General features: G+C 64.9%; 15 protein-coding genes. 7 read left to right on the forward strand and 8 right to left on the reverse strand.

The window, feature by feature from the left end:
• The first annotated feature begins 9 nt into the window (after nucleotides 1-9).
• Nucleotides 10-2163, forward strand: a complete 2154-nt coding sequence (locus NG696_RS02445; protein WP_252573827.1) for a primosomal protein N' — start codon at nucleotides 10-12, stop codon at nucleotides 2161-2163.
• Between the two features lie 22 nt (nucleotides 2164-2185).
• Here the strand turns inward: NG696_RS02445 and NG696_RS02450 are convergent, their stop codons facing one another.
• The 4 genes from NG696_RS02450 to NG696_RS02465 are packed head-to-tail and all read right to left on the reverse strand — an operon-like array spanning nucleotide 2186 to nucleotide 6054.
• The gene (locus NG696_RS02450; RefSeq protein ID WP_252565499.1) at nucleotides 2186-3262 is read right to left on the reverse strand and encodes a glycosyltransferase family 4 protein; all 1077 of its coding nucleotides are present in this window, start codon (nucleotides 3260-3262) and stop codon (nucleotides 2186-2188) included.
• On the reverse strand, nucleotides 3259-4188 hold the full coding sequence (locus tag NG696_RS02455; RefSeq protein ID WP_252565498.1) for an alpha/beta fold hydrolase: 930 nt from the start codon (nucleotides 4186-4188) through the stop codon (nucleotides 3259-3261). Before NG696_RS02455 ends, NG696_RS02450 begins: the two co-directional genes overlap by 4 nt.
• Nucleotides 4189-4199: 11 nt before the next feature.
• Complete coding sequence (locus NG696_RS02460; protein WP_252573829.1) at nucleotides 4200-5069, reverse strand: aldo/keto reductase; 870 nt, start codon at nucleotides 5067-5069, stop codon at nucleotides 4200-4202.
• Nucleotides 5070-5079: 10 nt separating this feature from the next.
• Nucleotides 5080-6054: a sugar-binding transcriptional regulator gene (locus NG696_RS02465; protein WP_252565495.1), complete on the reverse strand. Its 975-nt coding sequence runs from the start codon at nucleotides 6052-6054 to the stop codon at nucleotides 5080-5082.
• Nucleotides 6055-6178: 124 nt separating this feature from the next.
• On the opposite strand from NG696_RS02465, the gene NG696_RS02470 reads away from it, so the two are divergent.
• The 3 genes from NG696_RS02470 to glpK all read left to right on the forward strand — a co-directional run bounded on the left by NG696_RS02470 (nucleotide 6179) and on the right by glpK (nucleotide 10448).
• Nucleotides 6179-8038 carry a glycerol-3-phosphate dehydrogenase/oxidase gene (locus NG696_RS02470; protein WP_374208659.1) on the forward strand — a complete coding sequence of 620 codons (1860 nt, stop codon included), beginning with the start codon at nucleotides 6179-6181 and terminating at the stop codon, nucleotides 8036-8038.
• 93 nt (nucleotides 8039-8131) lie between these two features.
• The gene (locus NG696_RS02475) at nucleotides 8132-8884 is read left to right on the forward strand and encodes an MIP/aquaporin family protein (RefSeq protein ID WP_252565493.1); all 753 of its coding nucleotides are present in this window, start codon (nucleotides 8132-8134) and stop codon (nucleotides 8882-8884) included.
• Nucleotides 8885-8933: 49 nt separating this feature from the next.
• On the forward strand, nucleotides 8934-10448 hold the full coding sequence (gene glpK / locus NG696_RS02480; RefSeq protein ID WP_252565491.1) for a glycerol kinase GlpK: 1515 nt from the start codon (nucleotides 8934-8936) through the stop codon (nucleotides 10446-10448).
• A 118-nt stretch (nucleotides 10449-10566) separates the two neighbouring features.
• On the opposite strand, the gene NG696_RS02485 is transcribed toward glpK, so the two are convergent.
• Genes NG696_RS02485 through NG696_RS02500 form a run of 4 tightly spaced genes read right to left on the reverse strand, consistent with a single transcriptional unit; the run spans nucleotide 10567 to nucleotide 18267 of the window.
• A complete protein-coding gene (locus NG696_RS02485; protein WP_252573831.1) occupies nucleotides 10567-11469 on the reverse strand; it encodes a hypothetical protein in 903 nt (300 codons plus the stop codon).
• A gap of 30 nt (nucleotides 11470-11499) precedes the next feature.
• Nucleotides 11500-14637, reverse strand: a complete 3138-nt coding sequence (locus NG696_RS02490) for an efflux RND transporter permease subunit (protein WP_256471886.1) — start codon at nucleotides 14635-14637, stop codon at nucleotides 11500-11502.
• 1 nt (nucleotide 14638) lies between these two features.
• Nucleotides 14639-15094: a hypothetical protein gene (locus NG696_RS02495; protein ID WP_252565485.1), complete on the reverse strand. Its 456-nt coding sequence runs from the start codon at nucleotides 15092-15094 to the stop codon at nucleotides 14639-14641.
• Entirely contained in the window at nucleotides 15091-18267 is a 3177-nt protein-coding gene (locus tag NG696_RS02500) for an efflux RND transporter permease subunit (protein WP_252573834.1), read from the reverse strand. The genes NG696_RS02495 and NG696_RS02500 overlap by 4 nt, the downstream gene beginning before the upstream one ends.
• A gap of 665 nt (nucleotides 18268-18932) precedes the next feature.
• On the opposite strand from NG696_RS02500, the gene NG696_RS02505 reads away from it, so the two are divergent.
• The 3 genes from NG696_RS02505 to NG696_RS02515 all read left to right on the forward strand — a co-directional run bounded on the left by NG696_RS02505 (nucleotide 18933) and on the right by NG696_RS02515 (nucleotide 24250).
• Nucleotides 18933-20039, forward strand: coding sequence for an IS110 family RNA-guided transposase (locus NG696_RS02505; protein ID WP_252573835.1), 1107 nt, complete (start codon nucleotides 18933-18935; stop codon nucleotides 20037-20039).
• Between the two features lie 595 nt (nucleotides 20040-20634).
• Complete coding sequence (gene leuS, locus NG696_RS02510; protein WP_252565483.1) at nucleotides 20635-23166, forward strand: leucine--tRNA ligase; 2532 nt, start codon at nucleotides 20635-20637, stop codon at nucleotides 23164-23166.
• 58 nt (nucleotides 23167-23224) lie between these two features.
• On the forward strand, nucleotides 23225-24250 hold the full coding sequence (locus NG696_RS02515) for a DegV family protein (protein WP_252565481.1): 1026 nt from the start codon (nucleotides 23225-23227) through the stop codon (nucleotides 24248-24250).
• Nucleotides 24251-24397: the final 147 nt, after the last annotated feature.

The following is a 24397-nucleotide window of genomic DNA, read 5'->3' on the forward strand; positions in this document are numbered from 1 at the left end:
CAGTCCGCCATGGCCTCTGATGAGTCTGTCCCTCCCGGCGCCGTCCAGTTGTCGCTGCTGCAGGGCTTCCCGGCGAAGGCCAGGCCGTCCGGGCCCCCGCTGGCGGCGCACCTTCCGGTGGCCAGAGTCCTCGTGGAGACGCCGCTGCCGCATCTGGACCGGCCCTTCGACTACAGCGTGCCGGCCGAACTGGACGGGGCCGCACAGGCCGGCGTCCGGGTAAAGGTCAGCTTCAACGGCCAGGACCTGTCCGGGTTCATCATTGAACGGACTGAAGAATCCGACGCCGGCCACACCCTGGTGCCCCTGCAGAAGGTGGTCTCTCCCGTCGTCGTCCTGACGCCGGCTGTCCGGGACCTGGTGTCCGCCGTCGCGGCCCGGTATGCGGGGACCGTCAGTGACGTGCTTCGCGTTGCGGTGCCTCCGCGCATGGCGAGGCTCGAGAAGGACTTCCTCTCGCCCCCCGAAGCAGAGCCTGCGGCACCGGATCCGCTCGCCGACGCCGGGGCCTCGACCGGCCCGGACATCCCCGCCGGGACTGAAGCAGACTGGACCGGGTACCGCAACGGCCCGGCATTTGTCCGCCACCTGCGGGACGGCGGATCTCCACGGGCGGTCTTCAACGCGCTCCAGGGATTCGGCCCGGCAGCATGGCCGCACCTGATAGCAACGGCCGTGGCAGCAGTCCGTGCCTCCGGCCGCGGCGCCGTGGTGGTGGTGCCGGACTACCGGGACCTGGACCAGCTCGAAATGGCGCTCCTGGAGGTGCTGCCTGCCGAGGATATTGCCCGCCTGACATCAGACGACGGGCCCACCCCCCGCTACCGGAACTTCCTGCGCCTCCTGGCCGGGTCCGCGCGCGTAGCCATCGGCACGCGTTCTGCAGCGTTTGCCCCGGTTCAGGATCTGGGCTTTGTTGCCTGCTGGGACGACGGCGATGACCTTCACATCGAACAGCGTGCCCCGTACGCCCATGCCCGCGACGTGCTGTTGCTGCGCGCGGACCAGGAAGGCACCGCCTGCCTGATGGCGGGTCATGCCAGGAGCACGGAACTTCAGCGGCTGGTGGAGGCCGGCTGGGCCATGCCCGTAGAGGCCGATCGGGCGTTTGCACGACGGACCGTGCCCCGGGTACTGAACACAGCGGACAGCTTCGAGCAGGAGCGCGATCCCCTGGCACTGGTTGCCAGGCTTCCCGGTGCCGCCTGGCGCGCCGCCAAGGAAGGACTGGAACGTGGGCCCGTCCTGGTGCAGGTGGCCCGCGCCGGCTACGCGCCGTCGCTCGTCTGTGAGACGTGCCGCGAACCCGCCCGCTGCCAGGCCTGCCAGGGTCCGCTTGCCCTGGCCGGAGCCAGCGGCAGCTCTGCGATCCCGCAGTGCCGCTGGTGTTCCACGCCGGCACCGGAGTGGCAGTGTGCCCATTGCACGGGGCACAAGCTCCGAAAGGGCGCCACCGGCGTCCTGCGCACAGCCGAAGAGCTGGGCAGGGCGTTCCCCGGAAAAGCCGTCATTACGTCCTCGGGCGGCAACATCAAAGCCGGTGTTGGCAGCGCTAAGGCCTTGGTGGTGGCCACCGTCGGGGCCGAACCCGTAGCGGAGGGCGGTTACGCTGCGGCGCTGCTCCTCGACGGCGACTCCCTGCTCCGCCGGGAGAACCTCCGCGCCGGGGAGGACACCGTGCGCCGCTGGTTCAACGCCGCAGCCCTGGTACGCCCGGCGTCCGACGGCGGGCTGGTGGTCATCACCGCGACGGAAAGTGTTGCTGTTGGCGCGCTGCTGCGGTGGGACCCGGCCGGGTACGCCCGGCGCGAGCTGGAACTCCGGATGGAACTCCAGCTGCCGCCGGCGGTCAGGATTGCCTCGGTCACCGGCCCACGGGCCGCCGTCGTACATTTTTCCGGGACCGTGGAGAAGGAGCTGGCCGCCGCCGGAGTGGCGCTGCGGACCGCAGGCCCGGCGCCACTTGTCCTCACCGGTCCAGGGGCCGCCGGGGGTGCCGGGGGTGCCGCGGGGGCTGGGGAGGACGCGCGGACCCTGCTGTTCTTTGCGTACGGGCAGGCAGCCACTGTCACCCGCGTGTTGCGTGCAACAAAGGCTGCGGCCGCCGCCAAGAGGAGCACGGAACCGGTCCAGGTCAGGCTGGACGGTGTGGACGTCCTCTAGCGGCTTCCTTTGGCGGCGTCAGTCAGCGGCTGCGCCGCGCCATGATGTCGTGGGCCACGTCCACCAGCTGCTGCGCGGATTCGTCCCAGCTGAACTCCTGCGCACGTGCCACGGAACGGCGGGACACCTGTTGCCAGTGAGCGTCGTCCCGCAGTTTCTGCACGGCCGCGGCGAACTCTGCCGGTGATGCGGGATCAACGTAGGTTGCCGCGTCGCCGCCCACCTCGCGGAAAATCGGGATGTCGCTGGCGATGACCGGCGTGCCGAGGGCCATGGCCTCCACCAGCGGAAGACCGTAGCCTTCGGCGCGGGAGAGGCTCACCAGCGCGGTGGCACGTTTGAGCAGGACGGCATATTCGTCATCGGTGACCCCGTTGTGGAAGACCACCGTGGCAGCCGGCGGCACCATGATCTCCAGCTCGGCCCGGCGCTCGGCGGTGATCCTGCTCAGCAGGTGCAGGGTGAAATCAGGCAGCTCGGACATGCCGGCCACCATTGTTTCAACGTTTTTGTAGGGCATAAACGAGCCCATGTACACCAGCGAATGGTCCGCCCCGGTGGCAGGGTCGCGCGGTTCCTGGGCGGGCTGCGGGGCGTTGCTGATGATCCGCACCGGCCTTTTGGTGAGCCGGTACTTGGCCATCAGCGCTTCCGTGGTCCGGCTGATGGTGGCCACGGTGTCCGCCCGGTTGAGGAGGACGCGTTGCGGCCAGAACGCTTTGTGGTAGAGCCGCCAGAGCACGCGGACGGGTGCCGGCAGGAATCCCGGGGGAGCGGGGTGCTCGTAGTAGATGAGGTCGTGCAGGGTCAGGACCAGGCCGTACTTGCGCCCCCAGCTGCCCATGGTCTGCATGGGGCACACCACAACATCGGCGCCGAGCGGGTTGATCCTGCGGGCCACGAACAGCTCCCGCGGGGACAACGGGCTGTTGACCAACGTGTACGGAACATCCGGGAGCAGCGCCAGTTGGCGCGTGTCGCTGATGAGCATGGAAACGTCGGCCAACTTCGCCGTGGCGGCGATGAGGCTGGCTCCGTATCGGCTGATGCCGTCGTGATGGTCGGTCCGGGTGAATCGTGCATCGATGACAATCTTCACGCGGGGTGGTCCTTAAGGAAGCTGCGGATGAAGCCGGCGGCGGGGCCGGGCGTTTCGTAGTGGATCAGGTGGCCGACGCCGGGAATGACTTTGAGGACGCCGTCGGGGAGGAGCGCGGCGAGGCGGTGCTGGTCCGGCAGGGTGGCAATCTCGTCTTTTTCGCCGGCGACCAGGAGCACCGGCAGGTTCAGCTTCCCGGCAACCTCGGCAACATGGGCGCTGACCGACGCCGTGAACGATTCGAGGAGGCTTTCCCGGTTAGCGAACGCGCTGAAGTAGGCATGGTGCTGGCCGTGGATGAAGCGGCGCAGCTCTTTGTCGGCCGTCTTGGCCATGGCCTCGCTCATTACCCTGACGATCAGCGGGCTGCGCAGCAGGACCAGTCCCAGCGGGCGGGGGAGCCGGGCCGCCAGCCGGTAGTAGAGGACAGCCAGCTTGGTCATGATCCCCTTGGGGCCTTCCAGGGCGGGCGCGGCGATCGGATTGATCAGGATCAGCGGTGTGACGGTGCCCGGGTGGGTTGCGACACAATGGGCGGCGACGATCGAGCCGAAGGAGTGCCCCAGCAGCACGGTGTCCGGGCCGAGGCCGAGCGCCGCCATAAAGTCGGTGACAAAGGTGCCGTACTGCTCCACCGAATGTTTCCCGGAGGCGAACGCGGCGGAGCTGCCGAACCCTGGCAGATCCGGCATGATGATGCGCATTTCCGGCAACTGGTCTGCCACGCGGAGCAGGCCGTGGTGATCGCCGCGGAAACCGTGGATGACCAGGATGGTGCGGCTATCAGGTGAGGCCTGGACGGGTTCGTAGGTCCAGTACGCCACGGCGGTGCCGTTAATCACGATGTCGGCGGCCCGGGTGCGGGCCGCCAGCCCGGCGCTGAAGAAGGAGGGCGCAGGGGATGGCTGTTGATCGGCGGTTTTCATGACCCTCGGTCCTAGTTGACGTTGTCGGGGTGGGATCCCGTGCGCTGACCGCGGTCAAGCTCGGCAAGGGCTGCCATGTCGCGGTCTGAAAGTTCAAAGCCAAAGACGTCCAGGTTTTCCCTGATCCGCGATTCGGAGCTTGCCTTCGGAATGGCGATGTTCCCCAGCTGGATGTGCCACCGAAGAATGATCTGGGCCGCTGTCCTGCCGTGTTCGGCGGCCAGGGCCAGGACCACGGGATCCGACAGTACGTGTCCGCGCCCCAGGGGGCTCCAGGCTTCCGTCCGGATGCCCAGGGTGTGGTGTTTGTCCCTGAGTTCGGCCTGCTGGAGCCAAGGGTGCAGTTCAATCTGGTTCACGGCGGGCACCACTTCGGCACTCTCGAGCAGACGGTCCAGGTGCGCGGGCTGGAAGTTGCAGACACCGATGGCCCGGACTTTGCCTTCGCGGTAGAGCGTTTCGAGGGCGCGGTAGGTGTCGGTGAACAGATCCCGCTTGGCGCAGGGCCAGTGGATCAGGTACATGTCCACGTAGTCCAGGCCGAGGTTGACCATGGAGGTATCGAAGGCACGGAGGGTTGCGTCGTATCCCTGGTCATCGTTCCAGACCTTCGTGGTGATGAAGACGTCCTCGCGCCGCAGGCCGGGCGAGGACTCCCCGGAGCCGCCGCTTCGGCTTTCGACATCCATGGCGGGGCCAAGCCCCCGTGCCACGCCGGTTTCGTTGCCGTACATGGCTGCCGTGTCAAAGTGGCGGTATCCGGTGCCGAGGGCCGTGGCCACCAGGCCGGATGCTTCCGCTGCCGGAACTTTGTACAGCCCGAATCCCAACTGGTCGATCAGCACACCGTTGTTGAGGCTGAGCCGGGGTGAGGTTTTCATAGCATTGACTTTACCCATTGGGCCAGGCGACACCGCCAAAGCCCACCAGGCGGCGCGCGGTGGCTTCATCCAGGATCAGGTCGGTGGCTAGGCCAGCGGAGAGGGCGCCCCGCAGACCATTGATCTTGGATGCGCCGGAGACCACGCAGATCCGACGCCGGACCTGGCGCAGCTGGGAGAGCGCCGGACCCGTGGAGCGTTCGTTCAGGACGATGCCGTCAGAGGATCCGTCACGCCGGAAAAAGACCGTGGCAACGTCTCCCACCACATCTGAATGGGCCAGCATCGTGAGGTCGCTTTCATCCAGGTAGCCACCCGCGTAGACGTGGCTCGGGTAGTCGGCGTGCACCGATCCAACGCCGAAGATGGCGATGCTCATCCGGGCCTGCAAGTCCAGGATGCGCTGCACGCTGCGCTCATTCCACATGGCGGTTTTGGTGGCTGCATGGTCGAAGAATGCGGGAACAGGGAACTGCTCCACGCGGGCGCCGTAGGCACTGCCGAAGCGGCGCATGATGTCACTCGCATAGGTGATACCGGTGGTGTGCATGTTGCCGGCGCCGTTCAACTGGACCACCACGGTATCGTGCGTGATCTTGCGCGTGAGGTGCCTGCTGACCGCACTGAGCGTTGAACCCCACGCGACGCCGATGATCGCATTGGAGTCCACCAGCGGGCCGATGGTGCGGGCAGCCTGAATAGCCACGCGGTCCAGGGTTTCCGCCTCGTTCAATGACTCCAGCACCGGAACAACGTGCACGTCTACGTTGTACTCGCGACGGATCATGCTTTCGAGCTCGGGACCCGTATCCAGCGGGTTGCGGATCTGGATCTGGACCAGGCCCGTGTCCCTGGCGGCCGACAGAAGCCGGGAAACCGTGGACCGGGACGTCCGCAGTTCCCGGGCGATCGCGTCCATGGTCAGGTCCTGGAGGTAATACATCTGTGCAGCCCGCAGCGCATCTGAGTGCCGGGAAGGCGTCATTCCGACTCCATTCTGCACGTTTGTGCATAGTGCTTGACTCCATTTTCCATTACTCCAAACAATAGTTGAAGAACGGCGGTGCATCCGGCGGATGCCCGCACGCCAATAAACCCAAGGAGCAGTGTTGGGACTCAAAGATACATTCGGCCACAGCGGAGCCAGGCCCGCCCACAGCACCGTGCCGCGCGCATCGGTGCAGGGTCTGCGGAATCGTCCGTACGCCAAGGTATTGATCATCGGTGGTGGCATCAACGGCGTGGGAACCTTCCGGGACCTCGCCCTGCAGGGAGTGGACGTGGCCCTGGTGGAGCGTGGCGATTACTGCCAGGGTGCCAGCGGTGCGTCCTCCCACATGATTCATGGCGGCATCCGCTACCTGGAAAACGGGGAATTCCGCCTCGTCCGGGAATCCGTGGTGGAACGCAACCGCCTCCTGCGGATCGCACCGCACTATGTGAAGCCCCTCCAGACCACCATCCCGATCTTCAGCACCTTTTCCGGCGTCCTGTCCGCACCGTTGCGGTTCCTCACGCACAAACAGCAGGGCAAGCCCAAAGAGCGCGGCGCCTTCCTGATCAAACTGGGACTGAGCATGTACGACTCGTTCTCCCGGGACGGCGGCTCCGTGCCACGCCACCAGTTTCGCGGACGCAAGCGGGCCCTCGCCGAGCTGCCGCAGCTGCACCCCGGAATCAAATACGCAGCCACCTACTTCGACGCCTCGGTCCACAACCCCGAGCGGCTCACGCTCGATGTGCTCCAGGATGGCGAAAAGGCCGGGCAGGGCAGCGGCGGACCGGGAAGCTCAACAGCCCGGGCGAGCAACTATCTCTCACTTCATTCGCTCGGCGGTGTTGGCGGCGCAGCATTCACTGGCGACGGAACCACTGGTGCAGGAACCGCGCCCACACAGTCCGGCACCACGGTGCAGCTCCGCGACGAACTGACTGGCGAGCTGTTTGATTTCACCGCGGACGTCATCGTCAACACCACCGGCGCCTGGGTGGACCTGACCAACGAAGCCATGGGGGCGGCGTCGGCCTTTATGGGCGGCACGAAGGGATCGCACATTGTTCTGGACCACCCGGTCCTGCTCGAGGCCTGCAAAGGCCGGGAGATCTTCTTTGAGCACACGGACGGCCGGATCGTCCTCATCTATCCCATGGGCGACCGGGTCCTGGTGGGAACCACTGATGTCCTTGCCGACATGACGCAGGACGCAGTGTGCACGGATGAGGAGATCGAGTACTTCTTCAACCTGATCGGCCACGTCTTCCCGGACATCACCGTGCAGCGTGACCAGATCGTCTACACGTTCTCCGGCGTCCGGCCGCTGCCACGCCACGACGCCACCCAGCCGGGGTTTGTCTCGCGCGACTACCGGATTGAACGGCGCACCCCCGCTGCCGGGGCACCCGGCGCAGGAACCGCCGTCGAACTCAGCCTGGTGGGTGGTAAGTGGACCACTTTCCGGGCACTGGCCGAGCACATGGCAAATGATGTGCTTGCCGAGTTGGGAATGGAACGGAAGGTCTCGACGGCGAAACTCGCCATCGGAGGCGGCGCCGGCTTCCCCGAGGATGACGCCGGAATCCAGAAATGGATCAAGGCGCATATGGGCGCCGGCAGGGACGCTGACCGCACCGCCGTCCTGCTGACGCGCTACGGCACGAGGGCAGCCGACGTAGTCGGCTACCTTGATGCCGGCCCGGACAGGCTGCTCCGTTCCACCCGTGAACTCAGCGTCCGGGAGCTGGAGTTCATGGCCCGGAACGAGCAGATCGGGCACCTCATCGATGTCCTGGTCAGGCGTACGTCGCTCGCCTTCCGTGGACTTGTCACCGGAGAACTTCTTGTCGAGGTTGCGGACGTCCTGTCCGCCCCGCTGGGCTGGGATGCCACAGCCAAGACGGACGAGATCAAGCATGCGCGGGAAGTACTGGAGCGATTCCACCGCGTACAGATCCACAGCCTGGTCGTCTAGGCAGACCAGGCTGCAGCCGGGGCGTCAAAGCGCTCCGGCCCAACGGTCCTTCAACCCGCGAAGGACCGAAAACAGAAAATAGAGGAGTCAATGATGTCTCTTGGAATTGTTTTTCTTTCCGAAGTCTTCGGAACGGCGATGCTCACCCTGCTGGGTTGCGGCGTCGTGGCCAACGTGGCCCTTAAGGGCACGAAAGGCAACAGCGGCGGGTTCCTGATGGTGACCTGGGGGTGGGGGATCGCCGTCTTCGCGGGTGTTTTCGTTGCCGCCAAATCCGGCGCCCACCTCAATCCCGCCGTCACGCTGGGCCTACTCGTCAAGGGCAGCAAGGAGTACGCCCCGGACGTCCCGGTAGATGTCGCGTCCACGTTCACCTACTTCGGTGGTGAACTGCTTGGCGCTTTCCTGGGTGCTGTCCTTTGCTGGGTCGCCTACAAGCAGCACTTCGATGCCGAACCCGTGGAAGCCAACAAGCTGGCGACGTTTTCCACCGGTCCAGCCATCCGCTCCACGCCCTGGAACCTGCTCACGGAAATCATCGGCACGTTTGTCCTGGTCTTCGTCATCCTGACGTTCGGCGGGACGCCCTCGGGCCTTGGGCCGCTGGCGGTGGCACTGCTCGTGGTGGGCATCGGCGTATCCCTGGGTGGACCCACGGGTTATGCCATTAATCCGGCCCGCGACCTCGGGCCCCGCATCGCCCACGCAATCCTGCCCATCAAGGGCAAGGGTTCCAGTGACTGGGCCTACTCCTGGATCCCCGTCGTAGGGCCGTTGGTCGGAGGAAGCCTTGCCGGCCTGGTGGCGTTCTGGGTTCCCATGATCATGCCTGCCGTCGCCGGTTAGTAACCATTTCAAACACACCCACACACAAAATAGAGACAAGGACGTCACCATGAACCAATACGTAATCGCCATCGACCAGGGCACTACCAGCTCCCGCGCCATTATCTTCGACCACAGCGGCAACATAGTTTCGTCGGGACAGATGGAGCACGAGCAGATCTTCCCGCAGGCGGGCTGGGTAGAGCACAACCCTGCCGAGATCTGGAACAACACCCGCGAGGTGATCGCTTCCGCCCTCTCCAAGGCGAACCTGACCCGGCACGATATCGCCGCCGTCGGAATTACCAATCAGCGCGAGACCGCCGTCGTCTGGGACAAGACCACCGGCGAGGCCGTCTACAACGCAATTGTCTGGCAGGATACCCGCACGCAGGACATCGTGGATGAGCTGTCCAAGGACGGCGGCCCGGAGCGGTTCAAGCAGAAGGTGGGGCTGCCGCTGGCCACGTATTTCTCAGGGACAAAGATCAAGTGGATCCTGGACAACGTTGACGGCGCGCGGGCCAAAGCGGAAGCCGGTGACCTGATCTTCGGCAACACCGACGCCTGGGTCCTCTGGAACCTGACGGGCGGGGTGGACGGCGGCGTGCACGTCACGGACGTCACCAACGCCTCCCGCACGTTGTTCATGGACCTGGAGACCCTGACCTGGGACGAGGAGATCCTGGGCATCTTCGGCGTGCCGCTGAGCATGATGCCGGCCATCAAGTCCTCCTCGGAGGTCTACGGCACCGTGCACACCTCTCAGCTGCTGCGCGAAGTTCCCGTGTCAGGCATCCTGGGTGACCAGCAGGCCGCCACGTTCGGGCAGGCGGCGTTCGAGGCCGGTGAAGCCAAGAACACGTACGGCACCGGCTGTTTCCTGATCTTCAACACCGGTGAGGAGATTGTTCACTCGAAGAACGGTCTGCTCACCACGGTCGGGTACAAGCTCGGCGATGCCCCAACGCACTATGCGCTGGAAGGCTCCATCGCGGTCACCGGTTCCCTGATTCAGTGGCTCCGGGACAATTTGGGCATGATCAGCAGCGCGCCGGAGGTGGAAACGCTGGCGGCGGCCGTTGAGGACAACGGCGGCGTCTACATTGTTCCGGCCTTCTCGGGGCTCTTCGCCCCGTACTGGCGTTCGGATGCCCGCGGCGCCATCGTGGGCCTGACCCGGTTCGTCAACAAGAACCACATCGCCCGGGCGGCGCTGGAGGCCACAGCCTTCCAGACCCGCGAGGTGCTGGACGCGGTCAACGCGGATTCCGGCGTTCCGCTCACTGAACTGAAGGTCGACGGCGGCATGGTTGCCAACGACGCGCTGATGCAGTTCCAGGCGGACATCCTGGGCGTTCCGGTGATCCGGCCGAAGGTAGTGGAAACCACCGCGCTGGGCGCCGCCTACGCAGCCGGCCTCGCCGTCGGCTTCTGGAAGGACCTCGGCGAACTCTCGTCCAACTGGTCCGAGGACAAGCGGTGGGAACCGAAGCTGGACCAGGCCGAGCAGGACCGGCAGCTGCGCCTGTGGAGGAAGGCAGTCACCAAATCCATGGACTGGGTTGACGAGGACGTGCGCTAGGCACTCCGAACCGGTATCCGGACAGCAAAGAAGAGGGAGGGTGGCCCGAGGAGTGCCGCCCTCCCTGGTCTGTTCGGGTCAGGACCCCAGGGTCACCAACCCTCCGCCAGCACTGTAGTCAGGGTCCGTCGAGTTGGGCCCGCGGCGTCTTGGCGTAGACGCTTCTGCTGACCGAGTATGCCCGCTCATCCAGTTCCAGCGCTTGGGTGTTGACGGCCGCGAACTGCGCGGCGCCCAGCTTCTTCACTTTCACCAGGTCCATGAATTCCTGGTCGGGACCGCCGACGGCGGTGACTTTCACCAGCCCTGTTCCGGCTGAGTAGAACTTCCGCTGGTGGCCTGCCTCAGGCGGTTCCAGCGGGTTGTATTCATCGATCACCAGTACATCGTCGTAGCAGCCAGTCGGGACGCAGACGTGCTGGTTTTTCTGGAACACTGTCCCGCAGTCAAGGAAGTCAACCTTGGGTGCATAGGCCTGGACATAGTCCGGCGTGCCGGTCCGGGGCCTGGCCTGCATGGCGATGCCGGCCTGGGCCTTGGCAAGCCCGCTGATGAAAGTGCTGGGCGCACCAACGAACTCGCACTTTTCGTATTCCTCCGGATATTCGCCGAAGAGCCAGACCGTTCCCTTTCCAGTCTGCGCAAAGAAGGCCAGCTCGGATTCCACCAGTTCGCCGTCCGAGTAGTCGCGGTCCCACAGGACACGGGTCTTGACGCCGTCAATTAGCTTGGTCAGCCCGGTGACTGTATGGACGACAGTGCGTGTGCTGGTCCCTTCGGCAGAGGTCACGGTCCCCGTCGTCGTGTACTGCATACCGGGCTTCAGCGGGAACCACTTGTTAGCGATCCGGGGCGTTGCCTGGAAATCCGAACGGTCAAAATTGATCGCGGACCCTGGCCCGCAGAGTTCCGGGGACGGCGGTGCGGCAGCCGCCGTGGGTGCCGACACCACCGGCAGCGATCCGAAGGCCAGCAGCGATGCGGACCCGTATGCCGTAAAACGATGTGCTCGAAAAGCCATCTCACGTGCCTTTCATACTCGTGGGATCTGCTAAACCGCAGGCGCGGGTTCCAGCTCGTGTGCCCCGTGCCGGCGGCCGCGCTTGGCGAACCGCAGGTACAGCGAAGGGACGATGAACAGGTTGACCAGCGTTGACGTGACCAGCCCGCCCAGGATCACCACGGCCATGGGATGCTCGATCTCGTGGCCCGGGATGTTCCCCATCACCACCAGCGGCACCAGGGCCAAGGCAGTAGCCAGTGTGGTCATGAGGATCGGCGACAAGCGCTCTGCAGCCCCCCGAAGCACCAGCGCAGGTCCGAAGGGCATGCCCTCGTACTGCTCCAGGTGCTGGCAGTGGTTGATGAGCAGGATGCCATTGCGTGCCGCGATCCCCATGAGTGTCAGGAAACCAACCAGCGAACCGAGGGACAGGATTCCGCCGCTGAGGTGGGCGGCGATCACCCCGCCCACGAGAGCCACCGGCAGGGTCAGGATGGCCAGGGTGGCCAACCGCCAACTCTTGAAAGCAGCCTGCAGGAGAAGGAAGACGACGATGACCGCGCCAATGGAGTAGAGCAGCAGCCGTTGGGATGCCGCCTGGCGTTCGGCGTATTCGCCGAGGACAACCGCGCTGTAGCCGACCGGGAACTGAACAGATTCCATACCGGAATTGAGCTTCTCCACGACCTTCGCCAGATCGCCTTCCTTGACGTTGGCGCTGACGTCGATGCGCCTGGACCCCTCCGAACGCTCAATGACATTGGGCGTGGGCTTGACCGAAATCGTGGCCACATCAGCCATCCGTATCTTTTGCCCGCTCGGCGTATCGAGGGGAAGACTCTCAATGTTCGTGACACTCGTCCGGGCCTCCGGCGGGCTCCACACCTGGACGTCGTAGGCCTTCCCGTCCCGGTAGATGTCGCCGACCTCTTCACCGGCAACGAAGGTCGCCGCGGCACGCCGCACGTCGCCCGGTTTCAACCCGTAGCGGTTCGCCGCCTCCAGGTTCACCTCCACATCGATCTGCGGGATGTTGGCCTGGAGGGCAACCTTCGCGCCGATAGCTCCGTCAATGCCGCCCAGAATGGTCTTGATCTTGTCAGCCTCCTGGCGCAGCGTCGCCAGATCGTCCCCGTACACACGGACAACGACGGCATAACCGGTTCCGGTGAGTACCTCGCGGATGCGTTCCTTGAGGTACGTCTGCACGTCCCGTTGGATTCCGGGGTACCCGTCCACCACTGCCGAGACTGCTGCCAGGGTTTCGTCATAATCCACCCCGGGGTCAATGCTGATCCAGTTCTCGCCGAAGTAGACGCCCACCACCTCATCGGCGTTGAATGCCTGTCCCGTGTGTGACCCGCAGTTGTTTACTCCGGGGATGGTCATGAGTTCCCTGCAGGCCAACTGGCTGACGCGGACTTCCTCGGCGTTGGACGTGCCAGGCTGCGTGAGCCAGTGCATGAGGAAATCACGCTCCTTGAAAGACGGGAGCAACGATTGGCCCAGCAGCGGTGCCGCCACAATGCCGACGACGCCAACGGCTGCCAGGGTCAGGTAACCGGGCACAGGACGGCGGACAATGGGCCGGAGCGCGTTGGCGTACCAGCGTTTCAGGACCCTGACCACGGGCGGATCCCGGTCCTCCAGCTTGGCATTTCGCAGGACGATGTAGGCCATTGCCGGCGTGACCGTCAGCGCCACGAGCATGGACGCGATTACCGAGAGGGTGTATGAGGTGGCCAGCGGCCGGAAGAACGCCCCGGTCAGCCCGTCCAGGAAGAAGATCGGAACTGTGGCGGCGACGATGATCAGCGTGGCGTACACAATCGGTCCGCGGACCTCAAGCGAGGCGTTGACCACCACCCTGGCGGTGCTTCCGGGCGCTCCGCTGGCCCTGTGGTGCCGGAGCCGTCTGACGATATTCTCGACGTCGATGATGGCATCGTCCACCACCACTCCGACGGCGATCACCAGCCCCGCAAGCACCATGGTGTTGATCGTGCCGCCGGTCCAATACAACACGAGGGCCGCCGCCACCAGTGACAACGGGATGGCCAGCACGCTGACCAATGCCGTCCGCCACTGGAAGAGGAAGACGCTCAACACCAGGATGACCAGTAGACATCCGAGCAGCAGGGCGACGCCCAGGTTGTCGAGGGATTCCTCAATGAAGGTTGCCGGCCGGAAGATGGCCGTGTCCACAGCGATTCCGGTCAGGCCGGGTTCGAGCTGCTTCATGGCCTCTTCAACCCCCCGCGTCACTTCGAGGGTGTTGCCCCAAGGCAGTTTTTCCACGATCAGCATCAGACCCGGTCCGCCGTTAATGACGGCGTCACCGATCAGCTGCTGGTGGTCCTCCACCACATTTGCCACGTCGCCCAGCTGGAGCGGGGGCTGTCCCTCACGATCCTCCAGTGCCACCTTCGCGAGGTCCGCAGGTGTGGCGATGGGTTGGACATGCCTGATCCCGATTGTCTGGCTGGGTGTGTCCAGGGAACCTCCGGTGCCGATCATGGCACCGGAGGAATACTGGAGCAATCCGGCGTCGAGGGCGTTGGCGGTGGTACTCATGACGGTTTCCAGGCTGACCTTGTTTGCTGCCAGCTTGGCCGGGTCAGCCTGGACCTGAAGCATCTGGAGACGTTCGCCCCAGATTGCCACGTTTGCCACGCCGGGAACGCGGAGCAGATGGGCCCTGATGTTCCAGTAGGAGATCATTGACATCTCGATCAAGGACCGGGTGTCGGAGGACAATCCGATCTTCATCACCCGGCTGGTCGAGGACAGGGGCTGCAGCATGACCGGCGGCGCCGCCCAGGTGGGCAGCGTCGGAATGACCGTCGCCATCCGTTCGGACACAAGCTGTCGGGCAGTGAGCAGATCCGTGCCGTTCTCGAATTCCATCACAATCGAAGACAGCTGCGGTACCGACTTGGATCGCATGTGGTGGAGGCCGTCGATGCCGTTGAAGGCTTCTTCCATAGGAACCGAAACGAGTTCTTCCACCTCAGCGGCGGTAAGTCCCAGGCATGCTGTCTGGACCTCCACTTTAGGCGGCGCAAATTCAGGGAACACGTCCACCGAGGCACTGCTGAGCTGGGCGCCGCCCACCATCATCAGCGCCGCCGCCATCGCAATGATGATCGATCTGAACCTTAGGCTTGCCGCGACTATCCGGCGCATGTCATTTGCCCGTAACGAACTCTGCGCCGAACAACTCAGCCGCGGCTACAGTTACCACTGGCGTTCCCACGGCTGGGCCGATGCTGGCCGTGACCGCTCCCGCTTCGATTTTGGTCACGGTGACGGACTGGCGCTCATACACCCGTGGCTCGGCGTTGATGTAGACCCAGGTATTCCCCTGCGGGTCGTACAGCAGCGCTGCGTAAGGGAACAGGAGGCCTGCGCCCCCTGGACCCGGTTTGACCGTGTCAGTTTGCAGCTCCAGCCGTTCAATAGCCCGCTGGCTCAGTGTGATGCGTGCAATGCCGGTGGTGGCATTCTTTTCCACCGTGGCAGGCGCTTCAGAAACGGATTCTGCCAGGGCTGCGGGTTGCGCACAGGCGGGCAGTGAAAACAGCAGTGCTGCACAGACAGCGGCCGCCACGGGCAGGCGCCCCAGGGTCCTTTTGCTGGTCATGATACTTCCACCTTTTCGGGCATAACGGGGGTGACTGGAACTTCCGATTCGTAGACCTCTGACCACTCTTCCGGCTCGGTGCGGGGACCGAACCAGAGCGTGAGCAGCGGGAGCACAAACAGCCCCACGAGCGTTGTGGTCACGAGCCCGCCGGCAATGATCAGCAGCATGGGCACGATTAGGGTCTGGCCTACCGTGCCGCCGAGGAACGCGGGCGGTATCAGCACGAGGAACGTAATGAGGGCGGATTTCAGGATCGGCGATATCCGGTCCCGGGCCGCCGTCATGACCACGTCAGTGCGTGACATCTGTTCGGATTCCCGCCAGAGTTCGTCAACACGCGCGGACAGGAGCGCCGCATTACGTGCAGCGATGGCCACCACGGCCGCAAACGCAGTCAGCGACAGCCAGGACAGAGACTCCGCCCCGAACCATGCGGCGACCGCTGCTCCCGCCATCGCGGCGGGAAGCGTCAGGAAGACGGCGAGGGCAAGCTTCCAGCTCCGCACTGCAGTCTGAAGCAGAAGCAGCACAGCCAGGATGGCCGCGATTCCGAGTCCATGAACCAGGGTGTCTGCGGCCTGCATCTGGCTGTATTTCGTGGGGATCTCGGCGTGGTATTCGAGCGGGAACTGGATTTGTTGGATGGCCGCCTCGATGTCCCGCTGGATATCTGCCAGCGGGCGTCCGCTGACGTCAGCCACAACGTCGATTCGCCGCGAGGTGTCATCGTGCTGGATAACAACTTCGCTGGGGACCATGCGAACGTCGGCGACCTGGCCCAGTTGGACGTGGCCGCCATTAGGAGCGTCAAGGAGCAGCTCACGGATGCTGGTCAGGTCATCCCGGACGCCAACCGCGCCGCGAACAACCACTTCGAACACCTTCTGCTCCTCAAAGAGGTTCCCGACGACGATGCCCTGCATAAGTGTCGCAGCGGCGCGCCTCGCGTCACCGGGCTTGATGCCGAACTTTTGGGCAGCTTCGAGGTTGACCTGGACCTCTACGATCGGGGTCATGGCAGCAGCGTCGATGGTCGGGTTGTTCACACCGTCAATCTTCTGAAGGGCCTGGCGGACCTCTTCTGCCTTTTCACGCAGCACCGGCATTTCCGTTCCGTAGACCCGGACCGCGAAGCCCGGTTCCAGGCTGGAGCGCATGTCGCCGACGGTCTGTTGCGAGTAGTTCAGCACGTTGTGCGCGATGCCCGGGTAACCCTGGACCACGTCCCGTACCGCCTGCTCCGTTTCGCCGAAGTTGGCGTCCCGTGCGATCGACACCCACAGCTCAGCAGAGCTGTTGCCGACCACTTGATCCGCAGAGATGGCGCGTCCCACATGCCCGCCGACTCCCGAAATTCCCGGGAGCGCCCTGAGTTCATCGGAGGCCAGGGCAGCGATCCTCCGGACTTCGTCATTGGAAGTCCCGGCCATGGTGTCCCACTGCACCAACAGGGTCCTGTCGGGCATGGCGGGAACGAGGGGCCGGTTTCCTGCCAGTTGCGAGCCGGCAGCGACGCCAAAGATCCCCACGACCACGATGGCCACGATCGCCAGGGGCTTCCGGGAGTTGACCCCGCCCAGTGCTCGGTCGTAGTACGCCTTCCCACGTCCGACGGCGGGAAGTTCCCTGTCGGTCGCGGTCTTGGACGGAAGGAGGAAAAACGCCAATACCGGTGTGACGGACAAGCCTACGATCAGGGCGGCGGCCAGCGTCAGCGCCAACGACCAGAAAAGCGGCGAAAGGAACGAGGCGCCTACTCCAGTCACGAAGAGCGTCGGAATGAGGACAACCACCATCATCAGCGATGCGTGTAACAGCGGTGTGCGGACCCCGCGGACAATGTAGCTGCTGCGCGACCTCGGGGTAGCCTCGGCGTCCGTCGCCTCGCGGACGGCGCGCTGTCGTCGGTGGGCTTGGATTTCTTCCACGATGTCGCCCACGATCACGGACGTGCCTAGTAGAACTCCCATCAGGACGGTGACGTTGAGTGTTGCGTTTTGGGCGAACAGCACCACCGACGCCGTCGTGACGGTAGCGGCGATGGCCACGAGTGCGATCACGGCGACCCGCCACGACCGGAACAGCAGCCAAAACAGTGCTACCGCAATCAGCAGGCTGATCAGGAGCGCCAGGCCGAGGCCGTTGACGGAGTCCTGAACACCGGTCGCAGGCCGGAAGACGGAGGTATCGATCTGGACCCCCGTGAGGCCCGGCTCCATGTCCTTGAGGGCCGCCTCAACATCACGGGTGACCTCCAGGGCGCTGGTGCCGGGGAACTTCTCGATCACCAGCATCAGGCCAGCGTCCGCCCCGACAACGGCGTCACCGATCAGCGGCTGGTGGTCTTCCTTGACCTGGGCAATGTCGCCCAGGAGCAACTGCGGGTCCGTCTCCTCCACGCTGACCTTGGCCAGGTCGGCCGGCGTGCGGATGGGAAGGACGTGCTGGATGCCAAGGCGCTGGTTGGGCGACTCCACGAAACCGCCGGTCCCGGGCGTCGAAGCCTCCAGGAAGCTCAACGGTGAAACCCAGACCGCGTTACCTGTGGTCTTAACAAGCTGCTCAAGGGTAATGCCTTTGTCGCGCAGTTGCGTCGGAGTGACCTCAACCTGCAGCTGTTGTTCGCGTTGGCCCCAGATGGACACGTTCGCCACGCCCGGGATACCAATCAGCCGCGGTTTGATTTTCCATCTGGCCAGGACCGACATCTCAATGCCGGAGAGCTCCTTGGAGTCCATCCTGACCATCAGCACGCGGCTGGTGGAGGACATGGGCTGCATAATGAGCGGCGGCGATGAGACGTTAGGCAGCGCGTGCGCCTGCGTCATTCTTTCCGCGACCAACTGGCGTGCGCGCAGGAGGTCCGTGCCGGGCTCGAAGACCAGTTCGATGGACGACAGCCCCGGGACGGATTTCGAGCGGATCTCGTCCAGCCAGGCGACCCCATTGAGGAGGTCTGCCTCCATCGGTGCGGTGATAAGCTGCTCAACTTCAACCGCGGAGAGGCCTAGGGCCTCAGTTTGGATCTCTACCTGCGCGGGGGCGAACTCCGGCATGGTGTCCACGGCCATATGTGGAACGTTCACGATGCCAAAAGTAATAAGGCCCGCCGCAAGGGCGAGAACCAAGATTCGGAACTGCATGCTGAACCGGGTAACCCAGCCAAACATGGCTAGAGTCTCGCTGGTTCTTTGCAGGCGTGAAAGTATTGCAGTCCTTCACAACGTTGTGCGGGACATAAACGCCAAGAATACATATCAGGCTCCTCGACCTGAGACCGTCTAGTTTCCCCACAGACTTGACAATACTGTGTGCCGATTTCCCCCCCATGGCTAGGGTGGGATCTACCCCCTGAGCCACCGCTCACTAGGGGTTTCTTTGGCGAAGGGCTCAGGGGTACCTAATGGGCCCGTCGGCACTGTCCGCTTCGACGGTGCTGTGGCCCTGGCTACGAGGATCTCGCCGGTCTGGAACTGGAGAAATCCTCGGGGCCGTCGCCCACCCGCACGCGCCCCTGCGCCCGGTTTAGACGATATGAAGTGAGGGGCGTTCAGTCCCTGCCCGTCCGGATCGGGCCCATTGTCGCCGGGCGGCCGCGCAGCGCCGGCCTGATATGACGCGTGTCCCTCGTGTCGGGGCGGCGCTGCGGGGCCTGTGGCCCGGCGGAATCGGCCTTTGTCCGGACGGGCAGGGGAAGAGGCGAGGACGGTGACGTGAAGGCCGGGGCCTTCTGTGTCACAGGGTCGGTGGGTTGCCATGGACGGTGCTCTTGGATTGTTGGCCCGTGGAGCGTTGCAATGGTAGTGCCACATGTGAGTTTTGGGAGGTCCCGGCTATGTTTGAGCATACTTTCATCGGGCTCGATGTTCACGCGATTTCTGTTGTTGCTTGCGCGCTGAGCCCGGATACCGGCGAGCTGGTGCAGGCGAAATTGGACTCCGACCCGGCGGTGGTGCTGGAGTGGATCCGCCGCCGCGAACCCCCGGTGAAGGCGGTGTATGAATCCGGCCCCACCGGATACGTCCTGGCCCGGTACCTGCGCGAGGCCGGCATCGACTGCGTGGTCGCGGCGTCCTCGAAGCTACTCCGCGCCCCGGGCGACAAGGTCAAAACGGACAAGCGCGACGCCCGCCTGCTCGCCGAGATGCTCGCCCTTGGTCAGATCACGCAGGTGCGGGTCCCGACACGGGATCAGGAAGACCTGCGGGACCTGTCCCGGCTGCGGGCCACGGCGGCAAGGAATCTCGCCCATGCCCGCCAGCGGGTGAACGCGATCCTGCTCCGGCATGGCATCAGGTACCCGAAGGACAGCAAGTGGACGAAGGAACATGTGCTGTGGCTGCACCGGCAGCATTTTGACTCCCCGGTGTTGCAGTTCACCTACGAGACCGATGTGGAGCAGGCCGAACTGCTCGCAGCGCAGCTGAAGCGCATTGACCAGCGCGTCGCGGCGATTGCCAAGGACTGCCAGTACACGCAGGTGATCGACGCACTGATGTGCCTGCGCGGCATCCAGACCACGACCGGGTTCGGACTCGCCGTGGAGATCGGGGACTGGACCCGCTTCACCGGCTCCTCCATCGGCTCCTACCTGGGGCTGGTGCCCAGCGAGCAGTCCTCGGGCCAATCCCGGCACCAGGGACCCATCACGAAAGCGGGCAGCAAATACGCCCGCAAACTCCTCATCGAGGCAGCCTGGCAGCATCAGCGCCCCTACTCCCGGCCCGGGGAACGGCTGCTGCGCCAGCTGGACCTTGTCGCCCCGGCCACCCGGATCCGCGCGCTGGAAGGCAATCACCGGCTCCACCACAAATGGGAAGTATTCGAAGCCCGCAAGAAAAGGTCCGTCACGGCCAACACCGCGATCGCCAGGGAACTCGCCGGATGGTGCTGGTCTCTGGCCGCGCCCCTGCAGCAGGGAGAACGCATGAACGCGGCGTAAAGGGGGGTAAAGGAACGTGCCGTCCGGGCACATGGCGGACGTGACGTGGCAGCACTTTGGGACCAACTCGAGACGCCTCTATGAGCAAACGGGCCCAACCGTTGACGCTCGATTTTAGACAGCGATACGTCCCAGCCGAACAATCGTCATGCGGTATCCCAACCCGCGAATATCAGTCTGACACTGCCAGTCGAATACACGACTCGCCAGCACGACCGCCACACCCGGACGGCACCCCAACCAGCGGGCCCCCACCAAAGAAGTTGGGAGCCGCTCATCACTGCCCCTTGACAACCCTTCCCACATATCAGTGGCAGCCGGCTGCCCGCCCAAGTACACGCGGGCCGGGCAGCGCCCTGCCGGGGGCCTTCAGCCTGGGCCTGCCCACCTGCAGTGGGTAGGCTAAAGTAGTCCTATGCGTGAGATCCTTCTGCTTAGCTAGCCGCCCGGTGTCCGGAAACAACCGGATTGCCGCGCGGCTGCCCCTCCATGGAGAGGGGCTTTTGTGTGTCCGGGCATGTTTCCGGGCCGGCAGCAGAGGGGATCAGACCGTTGTGGCAGCACCGATGCCACAACAGAACAGAAGAGGGCAGCAGTGAGCGTTCAGCCGGAGACAGAGACCGGAACAGCAGCAGTGGCAGCGGTAGCACCCGAAGAGGGTGCCTACAGCTTCGCGGCGATGGAGGCCAAGTGGCCGCAGGTGTGGGAAGACCTTAAGGTTTTCACGCCTGTGGATGATGGTTCCCGCGAGCGCCGCTACGTGCTGGACATGTTCCCGTACCCCTCAGGTGACCTGCACATGGGCCACGCCGAGGCTTTTGCCATGGGCGATGTTGTGGCCCGGTACCTGCGGCAAAAGGGCTTCGACGTCCTGCACCCGATCGGCTGGGACTCCTTCGGCCTGCCGGCGGAAAACGCCGCCATCAAGCGCAATGCCCACCCGAGCGAGTGGACCTACGCCAATATCGACACCCAGGCTGCGTCGTTCAAGCGGTACGCGATCTCTGCGGACTGGTCCCGGCGGGTGCACACCTCGGACCCCGAGTACTACCGCTGGACCCAGTGGCTGTTCAAGCGCTTCTACGAGCGGGGCCTGGCATACCGCAAGGACTCCCCGGTCAACTGGTGCCCCAAGGACCAGACCGTCTTGGCCAATGAACAGGTGGTCAACGGTGCCTGCGAACGCTGCGGCACCCCCGTCACCAAGAAGTCCCTGAACCAGTGGTACTTCAAGATCACCGAGTACGCTGACCGGCTGCTCGATGACATGGACGAGCTGCGCGGCCACTGGCCCGAGCGGGTTCTGGCGATGCAGAAGAACTGGATCGGCCGCTCCGAAGGTGCCCACGTCAACTTTGTGATCGAGGCCGTCGGCGGCAAGCCCGCCAAGGACGTCACCGTCTTCACCACCCGCCCGGACACGCTGTACGGCGCCACGTTCTTTGTTGTCGCAGCCGACGCGCCGATCGCCGTCGAACTCGTCACCGAGGAGCACGCCGCGGCCTTGGACGCCTACCGCGAACAGGTCAAGGCACTCACCGAAATCGAACGCCAGTCCACCGAACGCGAAAAGACGGGCATCTTCACCGGCCGCTACGCGGTCAACCCGTTGAACGGCGAAAAACTGCCGGTCTGGGCAGCAGACTACGTCCTGGCGGACTACGGCACCGGCGCCATCATGGCCGTCCCCGCGCACGACCAGCGCGACCTCGATTTCGCCAAGACGTTCGACCTTTCCGTCCGCGCCGTGCTGGATACGGGCGAGGACGATCCCGCGGTTTCCGGCAAGGCCACCTCGGGGGAGGGCACACTCATCAACTCGGGCGTTCTTGATGGATTGCCGAAGGCAGAGGCGATCCCGGCTGCCATTGACATCCTGGCGAAGCAGGGCACCGGCGAGAAGTTCGTGAACTTCCGCCTGCGTGACTGGCTGCTGAGCCGCCAGCGTTTCTGGGGCACGCCTATCCCGATCATCCACTGCCCTGCCTGCGGCGAGGTTCCCGTCCCCGACGAGCAGCTGCCCGTCAGGCTGCCGGCGGACCTGCGTGGCGAGGACCTGTCCCCGAAGGGCACGTCACCGCTGGCCGCCGCCGAGGCGTGGGTCAACGTTGAGTGCCCCAACTGCCATGGGCCGGCAAAGCGCGATACCGACACCATGGACACGTTTGTGGACTCGTCCTGGTACTTCCTGCGGTTTGTCTCGCCGCAGTACACCGAGGGTCCGTTCGACCCGGCGAAGATCAACGAGTGGATGCCCGTGGGGCAGTATGTGGGCGGCGTGGAGCACGCCATCCTGCACCTGCTGTACGCCCGCTTCTTTACCAAGGTCATCCATGACCTCGGCATGATCGACGCCGACGAACCCTTCAGCGCGCTGCTGAACCAGGGCCAGGTCCTCAACGGGGGCAAAGCCATGAGTAAGTCGCTGGGCAACGGCGTTGACCTCAGTGAGCAGCTGGACAAGTACGGCGTGGACGCCGTTCGTTTGACCATGATCTTCGCGTCCCCGCCGGAGGACGACGTCGACTGGGCGGACGTTTCGCCTTCGGGCTCCGCAAAGTTCCTGGCCCGTGCCTGGCGCCTGGCGCAGGACGTCACCAGCGAGCCTGGCGCCGATGTGACCGCCGGTGACCGTGCCTTGCGCTCCGTCACGCACCGCACCATCGCGGACGCCGCCGCGCTGCTGGACACCAACAAGTTCAACGTGGTAGTGGCCAAGCTGATGGAGCTGGTCAACGCAACACGCAAAACCATAGATGCAGCCGCCGGCGCCGGCGGGGCGGATCCTGCCGTCCGGGAGGCGGCGGAAGCCGTCGCCGTCATCCTGAGCCTCTTCGCGCCGTACACCGCGGAGGACATGTGGAACGTCCTGGGTCACCCGGCTTCCGTGGCGAACGCCGGCTGGCCGGTGCACGACGAAGCGCTGCTGGTCCAGGAGACGGTCACCGCGGTGGTCCAGGTCCAGGGCAAGGTCCGTGACCGCCTCGAAGTCTCGCCCGGGATCGGCGAAGACGAACTGCGGGAACTGGCGCTGGCCAGCGAAAACGTCCAGCGCGCGCTCGACGGCCGTGGCATCCGCACGGTGATCGTGCGAGCGCCTAAACTGGTCAACATCGTCCCGGCCTAGTCCGGGGCACCGGCCGCCGGGCCCAACCGGCGGCCGGCCCTAAACCAGGAGGCGCCCCTTGCCCGACCGTGACGCCGCTGCGTGGCTCTGGCTTCGGGAGCGACTGGCTGCCCTCCGTCCCGCGCCGCGCCAGGGCACGCCACTGCCGGCAGCCCCGGCGGCGCCCGCCGTCGTCGTCCGTACCGCGGTGGTGACCGATTCTGCCTCAGCTCTGCCGGCCGACTGGGTGCATGCCTGTGCAGGGGACGGACGCCTGACTGTCATCCCGATGCCTGTTATGGTGGGCGCGGAAATCTACGGCGAGGGCGAAGACGACATCACCGAAACCATTGCGCTGGCACTCGCCAGTGGAACGTCGGTCAAGACGTCCCGCCCGTCACCCGGACAGTTTGAACAGGTCTTCCTGGCCGCCGAACGCCTGGGCTACGAAAGCGTGGTCTCCATCCATATTTCCGGTGGCTTGTCCGGGACCGCGGATGCGGCCCGGCTGGCGGCCAGCCGGGTGACCATCCCCGTGGAAATCCTCGACTCCGGTACTGTGGGCATGGCCCTGGGCATGGGTGTGCAGGCAGCGGTTGCAGCAGCCGCCGAAGGGCGTGACGCCACAGCAGTAGCCGCCGCGGCGGCGGAGCAGTTCGCGCGAACCAAGGTCTATTTCTACGTGCCCAGCCTTGAACAGCTCCGCCGGGGCGGGCGGATCGGCGCGGCCGCGTCGCTGCTGGGGACCATGTTCGCCATCAAACCCATCCTTGCCGTCGACGACGGAAAGATCGTGCCGCTGGAAAAGGTCAGATCGGCTGCAAAGGCCGTCGCCCGGCTCGAGGAGCTGGCCGCCGCGGACGCCGCGTCGCGCCCTCGCGGCCAGGCCCGCCTCGCCGTCCACCACTTCGGGAATCCGGCTGAGGCAGAAGCTTTGGCAGCCAGGCTGTCCGCGGACCTGCCAAGCTGTCCGCCAGCCCAGATCAGCTCCCTGCCCGCCGTCCTGGCAGCCCACGCGGGACTTGGCGTGCTCGCGGTGATCGTGGGGCAGAGCGGCCCAACTGCGGGGAGCTCGGAGCCGGAGCTCCCCGCAGTTTCCACATAGCGGTTTCCACATAGGGCAGGCCCGGCCTGTCACCGGCGGCGTTGTATCCCTAGGTGCGTGGGTCAGAAATGACAGGCCCTAATTCTTAAAACGCCGACAGAATAACCATGTCCTGGTAGGGGCGGCTGGGAGAATCGTGGGCATGGT

It is taken from the genome of Pseudarthrobacter cellobiosi (assembly GCF_023913755.1).
GTDB lineage: Bacteria > Actinomycetota > Actinomycetes > Actinomycetales > Micrococcaceae > Arthrobacter > Arthrobacter cellobiosi.